Consider the following 18622-nt stretch of genomic DNA (forward strand, 5'->3'; position numbering starts at 1 on the left):
TAGGAGATGTCATTATGAAACGAATTGTTGGCATCGATATTGGAAACTCGACAACAGAAGCGGCCTTGGCTGAAGTGCATAGCAATGGTGAGGTAAAGTTCCTATCCTCTGCTATCGCTAGTACTACAGGCATTAAAGGGACTCGCGAAAATATCGTAGGCCTCATGGATGCTCTCAAGTCGCTAATCAGGTCTGCTAATCTTACACTACGAGATATTGACTTAGTTCGTATTAATGAGGCTACACCAGTTATCGGTGATGTAGCTATGGAGACCATTACGGAAACCATCATTACGGAATCTACCATGATAGGGCACAACCCTAAAACACCGGGCGGTTTAGGCCTTGGTGTAGGGTATACCGTTCCTATTGAGCAATTAATCGATAAGCCGCAAGGTCAACCATACATCGTGGTGGCTCCTAAGATTATTGACTTTGAATTGGTAGCACAGCTTATCAATGCGTACTGTCAACGCGGTTATGATATTCGAGCTGCTATCCTTCAAGCTGATGATGGTGTACTCGTCAATAATCGATTAGATAACAAAATTCCTATCGTAGACGAGGTTGCGTATATCGATAAAATCCCAATGGGTATGCTTTCTGCCGTAGAGGTTGTAGAGCCTGGGCAAGTAGTATCACAATTATCCAATCCTTATGGTATTGCCACTGTATTTGAGCTTTCACCAGAGGAAACAAAGAATATTGTGCCTATTGCTCGTGCCCTCATTGGTAACCGATCTGCGGTCGTTATTAAAACACCTGCAGGGGATGTTAAAGAGCGGGTAATACCAGCGGGTTCCATTATAGTTATGGGCAACGGTAGAACTGTATCTGTTGACGTATCAGCAGGTGCAGAGAGAATCATGGAAACCCTCGGATCTGTACATCCTATCGATGATGTAAGCGGTGAAGCAGGTACTAACGTAGGGGGCATGCTTGAAAAGGTGCGCCTCACAATGGCACAATTGACGAATAAATCACCTCAAGATGTATTCATTCAAGATTTGCTAGCTGTAGATGTATCGGTTCCTATTAATGTAAAAGGTGGTCTTGCAGGCGAATTCTCTATGGAACAAGCTGTAGGTATTGCTTCCATGGTTAAATCGGACCATCTACAAATGGAAATCATTGCTAAACAGGTGGAAAAAGAATTAGGTATACCTGTTGAAATCGGTGGTGAAGAGGCTGAATCGGCAATCTTAGGTGCGTTGACAACGCCAGGGACTGCAAAACCAATGGCTATACTCGACTTAGGTGCGGGCTCTACTGATGCATCTATCATCAACCAAGAAGGCAAAATTAAGGCTATTCATCTAGCTGGGGCGGGAAACATGGTAACAATGCTCATCAATTCTGAACTTGGGTTAGAGGATATGCATATTGCAGAGGCCATTAAGCGAGATCCATTAGCTCAAGTACTCAGCGTATATCATATTCGTCATGAAGATGGAACGGTGCAGTTCTTTAATGAACCGCTATCGGCTGCATTGTTTGGTCGCGTTGTTATCGTTACTCCTGATGGACTCGTTCCTGTAGAGCGAGATATTCCTCTTGAAACGATTAAGCGTGTGCGCCAAACTGCAAAGAAACGAGTATTTGTTACTAATTCACTCCGTGCCTTGGCATCTGTCAGTCCTACTCATAATGTACGAGATATACCATTCGTCGTTATTGTAGGTGGCTCTGCATTAGATTTTGAAATTCCTCAGCTAGTAACAGATGAGTTATCTCAATACGCCTTAGTAGCAGGGCGAGGCAATATTCGAGGTGTTGAAGGGGCGCGTAATGCTGTAGCAACAGGACTTGTCCTCTCCTATGTAGGGAAGGGAGGCCTATGATGGATCAAAGTATCATCAGCAAGCCAACCATCTTGCTCTATACGACATCGCATATCGGTGAGGATGTATTAAAACCTGTTCTATATGGCATTGAAGAGGAAGGGCTACCCGTAGTAATTGAGGCTCATAGTGGTACTCACATGGATTTGGCTGATTTAGCATCTCGAAACTCAGCTTTGTCAGTAGGCATTGGTGTTGATGAGCAGGCTATTGTGTTGACCTATAAAAATATACCAGCTCATCAATTTATCTATCGACTTACGGGCTATGCTCAATATCCAGATAGCTTGCGCACCTTAGGTGTCAATGCAGCTCGCCTTGTAAAAGGCAATCCATTCGCTTTTGACGAACGATTGGAAGTGGCCTTTTAAATAGAATGAACGTGAGAGGTGGTGCATATGGCTATTTATACGAAAACCGGTGATGCAGGTACAACGGCTCTCTTTGATGGCACTAGAGTACCTAAGAATTCACTTCGTGTGGACACATATGGAACCTTTGATGAATTAAATGCACAGGTTAGTGTATGTGAGAAATTAGTCGTCTCACAGGACAATAAACATGTGCTTCACACATTACAACATCAGCTATTCCGCTTATGTGCGGAGGTAGCAACGCCTCATGTAGAACATCTTAGTGAAAGTAGCAACTTGATTTCACAACAAGATATTAGCGACTTGGAACGTTTAATCGACGATTATACGAATCGTTTGCCACAGCAACATAGCTTTATATTAAGCGGTAATTATTTATCTGCTGCAGAGCTTCATGTGGCGCGCACTATATGTCGTCGAGGGGAACGATTACTTATTAGCTTAGGTGAGGTAGAACCAATTCGCAATGAGGTTCGAAAATTTATAAATCGATTATCTGATGCTCTTTATATCATGGCTCGCATGGAAGACTATGTGCAATTTGTAGAAACAATTGTAGAGCGCGTAGCAGAACGTGTTAAGAACAGTCATGCTGAAGTACTGGCAGAAACGAATCGGAGTTTATGGCATATGGGGCATACTACTGAAAATGGGGTTAGTTATATGGCAACTAGAACAAAGCTAGAAGAAATTATGACGAAACTTTCACAAGCAGCCATGGACTATGCTCAGTCCATAGGCGTACCTATCGTTGTATCCATTGTGGATGCAAAAGGTGTATTAATGTATTTCCATCGTATGTCAGATGCATTGCTCATCAGCAACGATATCGCACAGGCAAAGGCGTATACAGCAGTGGCTCTCAAAGCGGCAACTCACGAAGTACATCAAAGTGCACAGCCTGATGGCGATCTATTCAACATTGAATCCATGGTAAATCGTAAAATCTGTACCTTTGGTGGAGGTTATCCGATTATCATCGACGGCGAAATTGTCGGTGGTTTCGGCATTAGCGGTGGCACTGTGGCAGAAGATATGGACATTGCATCTCATGCATTACAATCTTTGTTAACTCGATGAGGTGAAAACAATGGATGTAACACAAATGTATATCAGTGAGTTTGTTGGTACTGCCGTTTTACTCGCATTTGGTAACAGTACAAATGCATCGATTTTATTAAAGAAAACCATCGTTGGTATCTATGGTACTAATTGGTTACACATTATTTTTGGATGGGCCTTTGCAGTAACCTTCGGTGTGTATATAGGAATTACACTAGGTGGACCTGGTCATTTGAACCCTGCCGTTACTTTTGCTCTTGCTGTAGCAGGTATCTTCCCATGGGAACAAGTGATTCCAATGGCTATCGCTCAAACTGCCGGCGCTTTTGTAGGCGCTACCATTGCAGCAGTATTCTATTATCCGCACTTCAAGGAAACCGGCCCTGATGAAGGTAACTGCGTAGGTATCTTCGCGACTGGTCCAGCTATTGACCATAAACCTTGCAATTTGATGTCTGAAATCATTGCTACCTTTATGCTCATTCTAGCAACCCTTTGCTTGGGTAAGATGGTAGATGGCTTAGCTCCAGTGGTTAGCGGTATCCTCATTGCATCTATCGGTATGTCCTTTGGTGCAACTACAGGATATGCGTTAAATCCAGCTCGTGACTTCGGTTCTCGCCTAGCATATACTATTTTGCCTATTCCTAATAAAGGAACAGCGAATTGGCAATATGCATGGGTTCCATTCATTGGTCCATTGATTGGGGCTGGTTTAGCAGTAGTATTTTTTAAATTAGTGGCACCTTAAGCGAAATCTATATTGAGCGACTAGCATGTATAGTCCGTGTCACTATATGAATTATACATTTTGTATTAGGAGGAGATTATATGGCCTTTCAAGAGGTAATTGATGCTAAACAACGCATCATCCAAGAATTTGTACCCGGAAAGCAGGTTACTATAGCCCATGTTATTGCTAATCCTAAGCCCGATTTGTTTAGAAAAATGGGGCTTGAGGAAAAAGGCCGCAATGCCATTGGAATTCTTACAATCACACCTGGCGAAGGGACCATTATTGCAGCCGATATAGCAAGTAAGTCTGGTGATATTGAAATTGGTTTCATCGACAGATTTTCGGGAGCACTTCTCATAACAGGAGATGTATCTGCTGTTGAATCCGCATTGCAGAGCGTTATTGAAGGCTTGCAACGCATATTAGGATTCTTCCCAACGGATTTAACAAGATCCTAATGAAAGGGTAATTATGAGTACCGAAAAGAAAGAAAAACGCATCCTTCTCGTAGGGCGCAGCGGATGTGGTAAGACCACATTGGCAGATACGATTACTCATGGCTCTGCAACGTATCACAAAACACAAGCCATAACTCGAGTGGGTAATTTTATTGATACCCCTGGGGAATACATGGAAAATCCTAATTACTATCGAGGAATTATCTTGCATGCCTATGATGCGGATATAGTGATTTTTATGATTCCTGCAGGTGATGAAACAACAATTTTCCCACCTAGTTTTGGGAACTCTTTAAATCGAGAAGTTATCGGTGTTGTGTCAAAAGTTGATATGGGAAAAGATGTGGAGGCGCCTCGCCGCAATCTCAAGCTAGCGGGAGCTACTAAGATTTTTGAAATATCCGTTCACGATCAAGAATCGCTAGATCGTTTATGTGACTACATATACAGTTAGTTGAAAGAAGGTTTTTCCATGGACAGAGGTTTTGAAGAACAACTTAATCAATTTATTTTAAATAAGGCGATCATTCCAAAAAGCTTAGGTCTATGGGAACGATATTTCAAAAAGATGTGTCTTGCTTGGCAAGAAATTCGGCCTGAGATTCATGCACAACATATTATCTTTTCTGCAGATAACGGAATCTCCGTAGACGGACTAATCGGTTATAACTACGAAATTACTCGTAAACAATCTCAGAATATGATTGACGGTAAAAGCGCAGTTGCCAATTACTGTATCTTTAACCATATTCCTTACGAAGTAGTAGACGTTGGTATTGCGTGCCCTAAAGGTATCGGGATAGATCGAAAAGTTAGTCAAGGTACAAAAAATATTTTACATGGTGCCGCTATGAGCGGTGAAGAATTTGATTTAGCATACCAAGCTGGTTACAACCGCGTTATATATTATGCGGAATCGGGAATTAATCTATTTTCCTTTGGTGAAATGGGTGTTGGTAATACTACCACATCGGCAGCCGTGTTAAGCGGGCTCACAAAATTAGACCCACGGATAACTGTAGGACCTGGCTCTGGTCCCGATGACGAAGCGTATATGAATCAAAAACGTGAGTTTGTACGGACTGCCTTAGCGCATCATAAAGGGCATCTCAATACGCCAAAGGATGTTGTTAGTCGCGTTGGTGGTTTTGATATAGCCGCAATTACAGGTGCGATGGTAGCTTGTACAGATTTACATATCCCATTCGTTATCGATGGGTATATTACAGCGGTGGCAATGGCTTGTGCCACTCAAATGAATGGTGAAGCGCCATTGTATGGCATTCCATCTCACTACTCTCGTGAAGTAGGAATGGCCGCAGCATTAGCGTATGCAAATATACGTCTTGATGAAGTTCCCATCCATGGTCAAATGGCATTGGGTGAAGGTACAGGGGCTGTACTGATGGTACAACTACTTAAAACTGCACATTTTGCCTTTATGAACATAGGCACTATGGTGGAACTATTAGAAAAATAAATTGGTATTCTTTGTATTATGTTTTGTAAAAGGAGAGAAAACAGATGACACAAGAAGCATTAGGTATGGTGGAAACTAAGGGCTTAGTAGGCGCTATTGAAGCAGCTGATGCAATGCTTAAAGCAGCTAATGTGGAACTAGTGGGCAATGAAAAAATTGGCTCTGGTCTCGTTACTGTTATGGTTCGCGGTGATGTAGGTGCTGTAAAAGCTGCCGTAGATGCAGGTGCAGCTGCTGCGGAACGCGTAGGTGTTGTTATCTCTACTCATGTAATTCCAAGACCACATAAAGATGTAGAAGGTATTTTACCAACAAAGGGTGAATAATTATGGCCGATACTAAAAGTATGGTAGATGAGATTTTAAAGCGCGTATTGATGCGTATCGATAGTGCTGATTTAAGCAAAACTTCAGGCGCGACTAGTAATGCATCATGTGCTCCAGCACCTGTAAGTTCACCTGCTGTAAGTCAATTACAAACTTCTATGATTACTGAACATGTAGGTAGCACTACAACAGGCGATACAATTGGTCTCGTTATTGCCAATGTAGACAGTCAAGTATTGGAAGCTATGCAGCTCACTAAGTCATATCAATCCATCGGTATTTTAGGTTCACGTACAGGTGCAGGGCCACAAATCATGGCCGCTGACGAAGCTGTAAAAGCAACGAATACTGAGATTGTTAGCATTGAACTTGCCCGTGATATGAAAGGTGGCGCCGGTTCTGGTTCCCTTATCATATTTGGCGGCGATGATGTATCTGATGTAAGACGTTCTGTAGAAGTAGCATTGCGTGAATTAGAACGTACCTTCGGCGAGGTATATATGAACGAAGCTGGTCATGTGGAGGTTCAATATACAGCTCGCGCAGGAGAAGCATTAGTGACTGCCTTTGGAACACCAGAAGGTAAAGCCTTTGGCTTGATCGTTGGGGCCCCAGCAGCTATTGGTGTAGTTATGGCGGATACAGCAGTTAAATCAGCAAATGTAGATGTGGTAGATTATCAGTCTCCATCGAGCTCAGATATGTCAAATGAAGTTGTTTTACTAATGTCTGGTGATTCTGGCGCTGTTAAACAAGCTGTTAAAGCAGCACGTGATGTAGGTTTAGCATTATTAGAAACTATGGGAGAAAGACCTATGAATAAAGGTAATGCTTACATTATTTAATGAATGTTAGTTCAAAGAGTCATATATTCATTACATATCATTATCACGTCGCAATAGATGATACTTTCACAATGTGAATAGGAGTATTCATAATGGCAGAACTAAATGAATAAATGTTACGGGCTATCATTATGGACATAATGGATGAAGTAGGTAGCTCAAGGATGAGCCTGTTCAGGCGACACCGAAAGAAGAACCTAAAATAGAATCTCAAGAACCAGAGTTAAAAGATTTGATTCGTCAAATGTTAGTAGATATGCAACGTAGTTAATGTTATAGGAATGCATGAATCCTGTGTGCGAATCATCAACAGAAATAGACGTCGGGAGGTGGCATAGTGAAAGATTCACTAGGGTTACTAGAAGTAGCTGGTTTACTGGGGGCTATCACCGCATCAGATGCAATGGTTAAAGCTGCAAATGTACGGTTGATAGGAATAGAAAAGGCGAGAGGCCTTGGCTGGATGATAGTAAAGGTTGCTGGTGATGTAGCAGCTGTGGAAGCGGCTGTTCAGACTGGTGTGGCTCTTACAAAAGGAATGAACCTGTATGTAGCTCATAAGGTAATTCCAAGACCTGCAGAAGGTTTAGTAGAATCCTTTAATGATGATTTTACAGATAAGCCTGCTAAGGTTTCTGATGAGACACAGTTAACTAAGGCGAGTGCTGGTGTTCAAGAAACTAAAGAAGTTATAGAAACTAAACCAGTCAAAGCTGAAGTTACAACTTCTAAAACAGAGAAACCCCAATTAGATGAAAAGGTTGTTGAAGTGTTAGATGAAATTGTATCTACTATCATAGAACCGAAAAGTTCTATGTCCACAGGTACAAAGAAAACAACACCAAAGAAAAACTCTAAAAAGAAATAAAGTAGTAAAAATTAGTAAATAATAAAGGAGATTATCATGAATAACGCATTAGGCATGGTAGAAACAAAAGGTTTAGTAGGCGCAATTGAAGCGGCTGACGCAATGGTAAAAGCAGCTAACGTTACATTAGAAGGTACTGAAAAAATCGGTTCCGGTCTTGTTACTGTAATGGTTCGCGGTGATGTAGGCGCTGTAAAAGCAGCGGTTGATGCAGGCTGTGCAGCAGCACAAAAAGTGGGCGAAGTAGTATCTACTCATGTAATTCCACGCCCTCATAGCGACGTAGAATTAATTTTACCTAAGAAAGGATAATAGCTTATGGATCGGGAACAGATTCGTGCTATCGTACGAGAAGTGATCGAAGCCATGTTCGAATCGTCCATTCCCGTAGGTGTGAGCAATAGACATGTCCATCTATGTCAGGCGGACTGGGATGTATTATTCCCGAATCAGGCTATTACTAAGAAAAGTGACTTAAAACAAACTGGAGAGTTTGCTTCAGATCAAACCGTTACTTTGGTGGGGCCTAAAGGGGTCATTCAAAATGTCCGCGTACTAGGTCCTCTTAGAAAACAGTCACAAGTGGAGGTATCGTTGACCGATGCTCGTACATTAGGCATAAAGCCTCCTATTGTGCTATCTGGTCATTTAGAATCAGCCGTAGAGATTACTCTATGTACTGAAAACGGGGAAATAACAAAACCTATTTGTATTGTTGCAAAGCGACATATTCACATGTCGCCGGATGATGCAAAACGGTTCCATGTAAACGACGGTGATAGCGTTAATGTTGAACTTCAAACGTCAGAACGCACCACTGTATTTGGTGATGTCATCGTTCGAGCCGTACCTGGTTTTGTCCTAGAACTCCATATTGATACAGATGAGGCAAATGCTGCCAATGTACAAGGTACAGTGATGGCGAGAATTGTACAGTAAAGTAGGTGATACGATGAAGGGTTTGAAAAAGGCAAATAATACATTGCAAGAGTTCTCTGATCTCGTAGAGTCCAAACAAGTGAGCTCTCATAATCAAAAAAATTTGCGTGTAGGTATTGACCTTGGTACATCATCTATTGTCTTATCCGTAGTTAACGACAAAGGTAAACCTATATATGGCGCCTTTGAATACAATGAATCTATTAGAGACGGCCTTGTAGTTGACTATGTGGGAGCTGTTACAATTACGCGAGCGTTAAAGGCTAAGGCAGAGGCAGCCTTAGGCACAGAACTTGTATATGCCGCAGCAGCTGTTCCACCTGGAACGATAGGCAAGAATAAAGAGGTAGTAGGTCACGTTCTAGAAAGCGCCGGTTTTGAAGTAACTTGTATTTTAGACGAACCTACCGCTGCTGCTAATGTGCTAGGCATCACCGATGGCGCTGTTATCGACGTCGGTGGTGGTACTACAGGCATAAGCATTTTAAAGGATGGTCGAGTTGTATATACCGTAGATGAGCCTACAGGGGGTACCCATATGAACCTTGTTATTAGCGGGGCCTATGGAATCTCCATCCCTGAAGCGGAGGCTTATAAGCGGAATGAAGCAAATAAACGCGATGTATATGCAACCATACGGCCTGTTGTTGAAAAAATGGCAGCTATTTCTAAGCGTGCGTTACAAGAGGGTGGTTATGAAAAAGGGACTCCTATTGTTGTTGTAGGTGGTGCTTCTAATTTTGAGGAGTTTACAAAAACTTTCAGTCAATATATAGGATTACCCGTAGATAAGCCATTATATCCAGAGTTTGTAACGCCCTTAGGGATTGCCATGGGAAGTGAGCATTAATATGGATGCATTAGTTAAACTGGTGCTAGAACGCCTAGAAAAGCGGATGACATCCACTGCCACGTTTATGGTCACAGAGTGCAATAGCTATGATGAACATATATTGTTGCAGAATCAACTCATTTCTTTCGCTGGTATAGATTATGGTCATATACGAGAGTTAATGAGCGATACATTAGTGCCTTGGGTAGCTTGCCTACACCGTGCATTAACGTATGACTGTGAGGTGACAATACGCCTCGCAGTCCCTGTAACCTCATTGATGAATCCATCAGTTATTCTAGATTGGCCTATCAAATTTCTAGATAAATTTGGTCGTCCTATATATGCCAGCCATCAAGGCTGGATAACGGTCTCTTTTGTAAGATCTTGTGAAAGTCAGTCTATTATCGTCATATATAGGGGACAACGGTTTACCATGGCTGCTCGAGATGAAATTGAGCGCTTACGTATCACAATAATTGAAGGGAACGAGAAGTATGCAAGTCGGTAAAGTAGTGGGTAGTATCGTATCTACTCAAAAGCATGAATCTCTAAAGGGAATGAAACTGATGATGGTAGATATTCTCGATGGAGAACAAGAGTTGACGGGGCGCATAGAAATCGCCGTCGATACAGTATGTGCTGGTGAAGGTGAATATGTGCTTCTAACTCGAGGCTCATCGGCACGGCATATTTTCGAAGATGATAAAGGCACCGCAGTAGATTGTGCTATTGTGGGTATTATTGATAGTTTTGAAAAATAATTGTATAGGAAATAGCTGGTGCCAGAGTTAAACCTAGTTATTGTGTCACATCATGAATATATCCTTGATTGTGTACACTGTTAGTTGACATGGTCATTGCATCAGCAATGCAACCTATATGGAGGTTCATGGTGGAAAACAATACACAGTTGAAAGAAATGATCCGATCCATGGTTATAGATCTATTACAGGGGCAAAAGCAAGAAGCAGCCTCATCACAACCTGTTAAACAAGCGCCTAGGGGACAAGTTGAACCAGGTGTATTTGATACAGTTGATGATGCAATTCAAGCAGCAAAAGCAGCGCAAGCGCGTTTTGAAGATTGCACCTTGGCAACTCGTGAAAAGGTAATAGCAGACATCCGTGCTGCTATGCGTCCACGAGTACAAGAATTGGCTCAAAAAACTGTTGAAGAAACAGGGATGGGGCGTGTTGCAGATAAAGTACTAAAATTAAACCTTACACTCGATAAAACACCGGGTGTAGAAGATCTCGTTACAGAGTGTGAAACTGGTGATAATGGCATGACATTGTATGAACTGTCTGCTTATGGTGTCATCGGGGCTATTACACCAAGTACAAATCCAGCAGAAACGTTAATATGTAATACTATCGGCATGCTAGCAGCAGGGAATGCAGTATTCTTTAGTGTACATCCTGGTGCTAAGCATCTTAGTCGATTGCTAGTTAGTGAACTTAACCAAATCATTGCTAAATCGATTGGCATTGAAAATCTTATTGTTACACTTCGTGAACCATCTATTGAGTCTGCTCAAGAAATGATGCTACACCCAGATGTGAGCTTATTAGTTGTTACTGGTGGTCCTGGCGTAGTAAAACAAGCGCTTCAAAGCGGTAAAAAGGTTATCGGTGCAGGTGCAGGTAATCCTCCAGCCTTTGTAGATGAAACGGCAGATATTAAAAAGGCAGCTCAAGATATTGTTCTCGGTGCCAGCCTAGATAACAATATTCTATGTATTGCTGAAAAGAGCGTCGTTGCTATGCGCCAAATCGAGCCACAGCTAGTTCAAGAAATGGTAAAAGTAGGATGTGTCCTCATTGACAATCAACAAGATATTCAACGCCTCGTAGATTTAACAGTCTTACCAAACGGGACACCGAATAAAAAGTTCGTCGGTAAGAATGCAAGTGTTATTCTTGATGCGGCACATATTCCGTACAATGGTGATCCGCGGTTGATTATCATGCGTACACCAAAAAATCATCCGTTTGCAGTCATTGAAATGTTAATGCCTATTCTGCCTGTTGTTACAGTAGATAGCTTTGATGAAGGCATCGATGTATGTTTGATGTTAGAAGCGGGCTTACATCATACGGCAACAATGCATTCCTTAAATATGGAACGCCTTAACCGGATGGCTCGTAAAATGAAAACTTCCATTTTTGTTAAGAATGGCCCATCCTATGCCGGTCTTGGCTTTAGTGGTGAAGGTACGACAACCTTTACAATCGCTACACCTACTGGGGAATCCACTACATCGGCTCGCTGCTTTGCACGCCGTCGTAGATGTTGTTTAACAACAGGATTTAATATTCGATAGGTGGTGAGCATATGAATAAATGGACTTTTCCAACCCAAATTTATTCGGGTACAGATTCGTTGAATCGTCTTACAGAATTTAATAATGAATCCATCCTTATCATATGTGATCCATTTTTAAAAGACTCACCAAGCCTTACGTACGTGATGGGGTTAATGAATAGTAAAAATAAGGTGACTACATATACAGATGTAGTACCTGATCCACCCATAACTCATGTAGTAAAAGGCATTGAATTTATAGAAGCTATTAAACCGACTGTTATCATCGCTATTGGTGGGGGATCCTGCATTGATATGAGCAAAGGGATAGCTTATTTCGGTCGTAAGTTAAAGCATATGGATATTAAATTATTCATCGCCATTCCTACTACAAGTGGAACAGGCTCTGAAGTAACTTCCTTTGCTGTTCTTACAGATAGTGAAACACAAATTAAGTATCCTCTTGTAGATGATGCGGTATTACCAGGCGAGGCTTTATTAACGCCATTATTTGTAAAAACATCTCCGCCAAGTGTGACTGCTTTTAGTGGTATGGATGTACTAGTTCATGCTCTAGAAGCCTATGTGGCGACTGCTGCAAATAACTTCACCGATGCATTGGCACAACAGGCGATCGAGCTTGTCTTTACATACTTACCAAAATGTCATAAGCCAACAGCTACAGAGCAAGACCGCATGTCTATGCACGAAGCATCATGCCTTGCAGGGCTTTCCTTTAATAAGGCTGGCTTAGGTATCGTTCATGCCATGGCTCATCAGTTGGGAGGACAATTCCATGTGCCTCATGGGCTAGCTAATAGCATGCTCTTGCCGTATGTAATTGCATTTAACTGCTCTCATAATCAAGAGGTAGCAAAGAAATATGCAGCATTATCTGCGAAATTAGGCTTTGCATCGCATAAAGCATCTGAAAGTGACAAATTAGGAGCCCTGTTAGAAGCGATTATAAAGTTACAACGTACTTTGGAATGTCCTATGACACTAACAGAGTTTGGAGTAGACAAAGCTACATCCGGTGAAAAACTTACGCTCATGGCTAGCAGAGCATTAGAAGATATGTGCTATCGCTTTAATCCATACCCAGCAAATCAGGATGATCTTATTAGTTTGTATGAAAATGTTATGTAATTTATATAGAGTAAATAAACAAATTACAAAAAATATAATCAGTAATGTAGAAAAAAGAGACTTTAATGGTTTCATTGAAGTCTCTTTTTTATTAGGCATGATTACTTATTTATTTGTATATGATCGCTTGATAGACAGGAAAACATTGTATCTGTTGGATTTAACGATGTATGTATCTATCTCTTTATATATTACTGTAGTGACGTGCTATTAGATATACTTTTTTTCATTTTAGAATGATATAATATTTTTTACATCCTATTATATATGACTTTGAAATTCAAATCTTAACATATTTTCTATAACATTTTAGATATAGAAATAACTTAGATTTTAACTGCTGTTGTTGTATAATAAAAATAGGATATTTAAAAATTTAGATATTTTGGTGAAAGTATTATATCCTTATCTAATTTAATTGTTTATTTTAGATGCTGAGTACATTATATATGTTGTACATATTACATATGAGACTTTCACAAAAATAAGTATGGTCACTTAGGTGGTCATACGGTTGTTAAAAAGAGAGGTATTTATGCAGCACATGCTACGCATGGGGATTGACGTGGGGTCTACAACGGTTAAAGTTGTATTATTGGACGAACACGATAATTATTTGTATAAAAAGTACATACGCCATTATGCGAACATTTTGGACACAGTATATACCTTGCTTCAAGAGGCCCAAGTGGGACATGAAGACGCTCTTGTTCATGTATGTATTACTGGTTCTGGTGGGATGGCTATGGCCGAAAAGGTGCGCATCCCATTCGTACAAGAGGTTATTGCTGAAACGCGAGCTGTGAAAGCCCTCTATCCAGAGACAGACGTTATCATCGAACTTGGTGGTGAAGATGCGAAGGTTACGTATTTAGGTCAAACTGCAGAACATCGTATGAATGGCTCCTGTGCTGGTGGTACGGGCGCTTTTATTGACCAAATGGCGACTTTATTGCAGACAGATGCATCTGGCCTTAACCAATTAGCCATGAATGCTGATACGATTTATCCAATTGCGGCACGCTGTGGCGTATTTGCTAAAACAGACGTACAAGCTTTGTTAAACCAAGGCGCATCTCATGAAAATATTGCAAAATCTGTATTCCAAGCAATTGTAAATCAAACGATTGCTGGCCTTGCATGCGGTCATAAAATTGAAGGTAATGTAGCGTTCCTTGGCGGTCCGTTGACATTTTTGTCTGAATTACGCCAATGCTTTTGCGATACCTTAGAGCTAGATGAAGCGCATCGCATTATCCCTGAGAATGGTGAATTGTTTATTGCTTTAGGGGCGGCATTGATGAAAGATGAGTGCCGCGAGATTACTGTTGGCCAATTGACAAAGGAAATCGGTGCACTTATCGGTATTCCCATGGAAGCTACAGACCGTGTTGATCCGCTATTTAAGAATGAACAAGAATTAGAAGATTTTCGTGCTCGTCACGCTAAGGCTGTAACGCCAAAGGCGAATATCGAGGATGCTCAAGGTCCTTGCTACCTTGGTATTGATGCTGGTTCTACTACACTTAAGGTAGTTCTTATCAATAGCAATAAGGAAATTATATTCTCTCATTATGGTCCTAACCATGGTAAACCATTAGAAAAATCTCGTGAAATCATCGAGAAAATATATGAATTATTGCCAAAAGGTGCCTATATTGCACACTCTGGCGTAACCGGCTACGGCGAGGCCTTTCTTAAACGCGCTCTCGGCATCGATATCGGTGAAGTAGAAACGATGGCTCACTATCGTGCGGCCCGCTTTTTCTGCCCTGATGTATCCTTTATTTTGGATATTGGCGGTCAAGATATGAAATGCTGTAAGGTTCGTGATGGGTATATCGAAGATATCGTGTTGAACGAAGCTTGCTCCTCTGGTTGCGGCTCTTTTATTGATACATTTGCATCCGGGCTACGAATTCCTATCGATCAATTCGCAAAAGAAGGATTATTGGCACCTATGCCAATCGATTTAGGCTCTCGTTGTACCGTATTTATGAACTCTAAGGTTAAGCAGGCTCAAAAAGAAGGTGCTACGGTACAAGATATCGCAGCAGGTCTTGCTTATTCTGTAATTAAAAATGCCCTTTATAAGGTTCTTAAGGTGAAAGATCCTAAAGAATTAGGCGATCATATCGTTGTACAAGGTGGTACGTTCTATAACGAATCCGTTTTGCGTGCCTTTGAGAAATTGATGGGCGTAGAGGTGATTCGCCCTGATGTATCTGGGTTGATGGGTGCATACGGTATGGCTCTTCTTGCAGCAGAAACGGCGGAAGAGTTACAAAAGGGTGAAAGCACATTGCTAGATAGTGAAGGCCTTAATTCTTTACAAGTATCTACGACAATGCGCAATTGTGGTCTTTGCCCAAATAATTGCATGCTTACTATTAACGCTTTCTCCGATGGTCGTACGTACGTAACTGGCAACCGTTGTGACCGCGGTGCTGGCGATATGATCCAAGAGAAGCGTAAGCCAGTTCCTAACTTGGTAGACGTAAAATTACGTCGTTACTTTGATTACTACTTGAAGAAAAATATTCCTGAGTTTGAAGGTAAAATGCGTGTAGGTATCCCTCGCGTTCTCAATATGTATGAGGACTTCCCATTCTGGTTCACATTCTTCAATAGTTTGGGTTATGAAGTAATCCTTTCAGATTATACGACTAAGGATCAATACAATAAGGCTATCGATACAATTCCATCCGATACAGCTTGCTATCCTGCAAAAGCTGTACATGGTCATATTCGAGATTTAGCGAATGCACAGGTAGACTTCATTTGGTACCCTTGTATTCAACATGGCCCTAAGGAATTTAGTCGCGACAATAATTACCATTGTCCAATGGTTATTTCCTATCCAGAACTTATCAAAAATAATATGCAAGAGGTATTGGGCGACACTCCATTCCACGCACCATTCTTGCCGTTAGCTGATAAAAAATCCCTTGTTCCAGCTCTTGTGAAAGCATTGGATTTCTTGGACCTCAAGAAGAAAGATATTGCTAAGGCTGTAGACCTTGCTTGGGAAGAACAAGAAAACTGTAAAGCTTCCTACCGTGAAACGACGAAGAAAACTGTATCTCGCCTTGTGGCAGAACAAATTCCGACAATCGTATTGGCTGGCCGTCCATATCATTTAGACTCCGGTATTAACCACGGTATTCCTGAACTTATTACATCTCTTGGTATGGCTGTTCTTACAGAAGATGGCGTTGCCCCATTAGGCAATGAAATCAAGCATTTACGCGTTGTAGACCAATGGTCCTACCATAGTCGCCTATATCGTGCCGCTGAATTTGTAAGTAGAACTGAAGGATTCCAAATTGTAGAACTCAACTCCTTTGGTTGTGGCCTCGATTCCATCGTAGCAGATCAGGTAAAAGATATACTTTCAGCAAATCACAAAATCCACACCTTGCTCAAAATCGATGAAGGTACAAACCTTGGAGCCGTGACAATCCGTTTGCGTTCCTTGCAATCTGTAATGGAACGTAGCTTGCGTCGTCATCATAATCCTGAGGCACCGGAAGAAGTAGTGGTAGAGAAATTACCAACTTACGATTACAATCGAGTTGTCTTCACAGAAGAAATGCGTAAGACATATAAAATCTTGGTGCCACAAATGTCACCATTACATTTCAGCCTTTTGGAGCCTGTACTTCAACATGAAGGTTACAACTTTGAAATGTTGCCAGCTCCAACACGTGACGATATTGAAGTGGGCTTGAAATATATCAATAATGATGCATGTTACCCAGCGATTATCGTTGTAGGTCAGCTCATGTCCGCACTGTTATCCGGTAAATATGATGTAGATAAGACGGCTGTTATCATCTCTCAAACTGGTGGTGGTTGTCGTGCTACAAACTACATCGGTTACTTACGTAAAGCATTAATTGATGCGGGTATGAAACAAGTACCAATCCTATCTCTCAATGCGAGTGATATGGAACGTCAACCAGGCTTTAAGTTGACAAAAGGCTTCTTGCATCGCATGATTCAAGCCGTTGTATACGGTGATGCGCTCATGCAATGTGTTCTTGCCACACGTCCATACGAAACAAATCCTGGCTCTACTGATGCACTATGTGATTACTGGATTAAAAAATTACGTGATAATATTACATCTGCCAGCCTTCGACAATATAATAAGTACATCAAAGAAATCATCCATGATTTTGATAACTTACCAGTTAATAAAGATGTACAAAAACCTCGTGTTGGCGTCGTAGGGGAAATTTACGTTAAATTCCATCCAAGTGCTAACAATCATATTAATGAGCTTATCGAAAAGGAAGGCGGCGAGGTTGTTACATCTGGCTTGCTAGATTTTTTCTTGTATTGTGCAATGGATAGCACATACCGTGCTAAGCACCTTGATGGTACATGGCTATCTGGCTTCTTTGGTACATTGGCTCGTGAAGCCCTTGAGCTCTACCGCTTGCCATATGCAAAAGCCGTAGCAGCGTCAAAACACTTTGACCCGCTACAACGTATGACAGAAGTAGCAAAAGAAGCAGCCCAATTCATCGGACTTGGTAATCAATGTGGTGAAGGTTGGTTCCTCACAGGTGATATGATTGACCTTATCGAAAAAGGGGCCAAACAAATCGTATGTTTACAACCATTTGGATGTTTACCAAACCACGTAACAGGTAAAGGCATGGTAAAAACACTATCCGCTGCATACCCAGACGTGCGAATTGCAGCTATCGACTACGATCCAGGCTCCAGTGCGGTGAACCAAGCAAACCGATTGAAATTACTACTATCGACAATGTTTGAATAAAGGTGTGCTCCGTTATATTTTCAATGGGGCCCCGTTACAACTGCATATTACTAGTATAGAAAAAACACAGCCCTCTCTTGGCTCAGTACGGCGCTACGCTTCGTAAAATCGCTGCAGAGAGGGCTGTGTTCTTTTCTATATACAACCGTTATGAAGATGTCCCATTGAAAATATAACTAGTGCAGTGGGGAGAAGTTGGGATGGAATTTAGTGAATAAGCGATAAGGTCCCTTACATTTTATAATGGGGCCCGAATACAACTGCATATTACTAGTATAGAAAAAATACAGCCCTCTCTTGGCTCAGTACGTCACTACGTTCCGTAAAATCGCTGCAGAGAGGGCTGTATTCTTTTCTATATACGCTAATTATGAAGATGTCCCATTGAAAATATAACTGGATAGAGGAGGGGGAAGAAATGTGGAGATGTGCCTATGGCACATCTCCTTTCTCCTACAATCAGTTGTGTAGGTGGTTTTCGTTATTATGCCTAGGTGTTTGTAGAGTTAAAGAATTAATCTATTTTGAAATATGCTTGTAAAGTCCCGCAATGGGACGCCTTCACAGGTAGTGTTAATATAAATAAGATACCCCTTTACGAAGCGATTTTACG

At 41.4% G+C, this 18622-nt stretch carries 18 protein-coding genes; all 18 read left to right on the forward strand.

The genetic code is table 11. The features are described from left to right. The first annotated feature begins 14 nt into the window (after positions 1-14). Positions 15-1841: a diol dehydratase reactivase subunit alpha gene (locus HMPREF0874_RS05790; RefSeq protein ID WP_008602329.1), complete on the forward strand. Its 1827-nt coding sequence runs from the start codon at positions 15-17 to the stop codon at positions 1839-1841. Beyond that, positions 1838-2212, forward strand: coding sequence for a glycerol dehydratase reactivase beta/small subunit family protein (locus HMPREF0874_RS05795; RefSeq protein ID WP_008602331.1), 375 nt, complete (start codon positions 1838-1840; stop codon positions 2210-2212). The genes HMPREF0874_RS05790 and HMPREF0874_RS05795 overlap by 4 nt, the downstream gene beginning before the upstream one ends. 27 nt (positions 2213-2239) lie before the next feature. Continuing rightward, positions 2240-3295 carry a cob(I)yrinic acid a,c-diamide adenosyltransferase gene (locus HMPREF0874_RS05800; protein ID WP_008602333.1) on the forward strand — a complete coding sequence of 352 codons (1056 nt, stop codon included), beginning with the start codon at positions 2240-2242 and terminating at the stop codon, positions 3293-3295. 10 nt (positions 3296-3305) lie between these two features. Beyond that, positions 3306-4028, forward strand: coding sequence for an MIP/aquaporin family protein (locus tag HMPREF0874_RS05805; RefSeq protein ID WP_008602336.1), 723 nt, complete (start codon positions 3306-3308; stop codon positions 4026-4028). 80 nt (positions 4029-4108) lie between these two features. Continuing rightward, entirely contained in the window at positions 4109-4471 is a 363-nt protein-coding gene (gene eutS, locus HMPREF0874_RS05810; RefSeq protein WP_008602338.1) for an ethanolamine utilization microcompartment protein EutS, read from the forward strand. A 13-nt stretch (positions 4472-4484) separates the two neighbouring features. Next, positions 4485-4925, forward strand: coding sequence for a EutP/PduV family microcompartment system protein (locus HMPREF0874_RS05815; RefSeq protein WP_008602340.1), 441 nt, complete (start codon positions 4485-4487; stop codon positions 4923-4925). Between the two features lie 18 nt (positions 4926-4943). Next, on the forward strand, positions 4944-5951 hold the full coding sequence (locus HMPREF0874_RS05820) for a nicotinate-nucleotide--dimethylbenzimidazole phosphoribosyltransferase (RefSeq protein WP_039965224.1): 1008 nt from the start codon (positions 4944-4946) through the stop codon (positions 5949-5951). Positions 5952-5995: 44 nt separating this feature from the next. Further along, positions 5996-6277, forward strand: a complete 282-nt coding sequence (gene pduA, locus HMPREF0874_RS05825; RefSeq protein WP_008602344.1) for a propanediol utilization microcompartment protein PduA — start codon at positions 5996-5998, stop codon at positions 6275-6277. A 2-nt stretch (positions 6278-6279) separates the two neighbouring features. Then, entirely contained in the window at positions 6280-7122 is an 843-nt protein-coding gene (gene pduB / locus HMPREF0874_RS05830) for a propanediol utilization microcompartment protein PduB (RefSeq protein WP_039965225.1), read from the forward strand. Positions 7123-7459: 337 nt separating this feature from the next. Beyond that, on the forward strand, positions 7460-7990 hold the full coding sequence (locus HMPREF0874_RS10155; RefSeq protein ID WP_008602348.1) for a BMC domain-containing protein: 531 nt from the start codon (positions 7460-7462) through the stop codon (positions 7988-7990). A 36-nt stretch (positions 7991-8026) separates the two neighbouring features. Further along, on the forward strand, positions 8027-8302 hold the full coding sequence (gene pduA, locus HMPREF0874_RS05840) for a propanediol utilization microcompartment protein PduA (protein WP_005385294.1): 276 nt from the start codon (positions 8027-8029) through the stop codon (positions 8300-8302). Between the two features lie 6 nt (positions 8303-8308). Further along, positions 8309-8929 (forward strand): phosphate propanoyltransferase, encoded by a 621-nt coding sequence (pduL, locus tag HMPREF0874_RS05845; RefSeq protein WP_008602352.1) that lies wholly within the window; start codon positions 8309-8311, stop codon positions 8927-8929. Between the two features lie 13 nt (positions 8930-8942). Next, complete coding sequence (gene eutJ, locus HMPREF0874_RS05850) at positions 8943-9779, forward strand: ethanolamine utilization protein EutJ (protein ID WP_008602353.1); 837 nt, start codon at positions 8943-8945, stop codon at positions 9777-9779. A gap of 1 nt (position 9780) precedes the next feature. Beyond that, a complete protein-coding gene (gene pduM / locus HMPREF0874_RS05855; protein WP_039965227.1) occupies positions 9781-10272 on the forward strand; it encodes a PduM family microcompartment protein in 492 nt (163 codons plus the stop codon). Next, positions 10259-10525 (forward strand): EutN/CcmL family microcompartment protein, encoded by a 267-nt coding sequence (locus HMPREF0874_RS05860; protein ID WP_024066335.1) that lies wholly within the window; start codon positions 10259-10261, stop codon positions 10523-10525. The genes pduM and HMPREF0874_RS05860 overlap by 14 nt, the downstream gene beginning before the upstream one ends. A gap of 128 nt (positions 10526-10653) precedes the next feature. Further along, complete coding sequence (locus tag HMPREF0874_RS05865; RefSeq protein WP_008602357.1) at positions 10654-12087, forward strand: aldehyde dehydrogenase family protein; 1434 nt, start codon at positions 10654-10656, stop codon at positions 12085-12087. Positions 12088-12098: 11 nt separating this feature from the next. Beyond that, on the forward strand, positions 12099-13217 hold the full coding sequence (locus HMPREF0874_RS05870) for a 1-propanol dehydrogenase PduQ (RefSeq protein WP_008602360.1): 1119 nt from the start codon (positions 12099-12101) through the stop codon (positions 13215-13217). 535 nt (positions 13218-13752) lie between these two features. Next, a complete protein-coding gene (locus HMPREF0874_RS05875; protein WP_039965231.1) occupies positions 13753-18009 on the forward strand; it encodes an acyl-CoA dehydratase activase-related protein in 4257 nt (1418 codons plus the stop codon). The last annotated feature ends 613 nt before the right edge of the window (positions 18010-18622 follow it).

It is taken from the genome of Veillonella sp. 6_1_27 (assembly GCF_000163735.1).
Classification (GTDB): domain Bacteria; phylum Bacillota; class Negativicutes; order Veillonellales; family Veillonellaceae; genus Veillonella; species Veillonella parvula_A.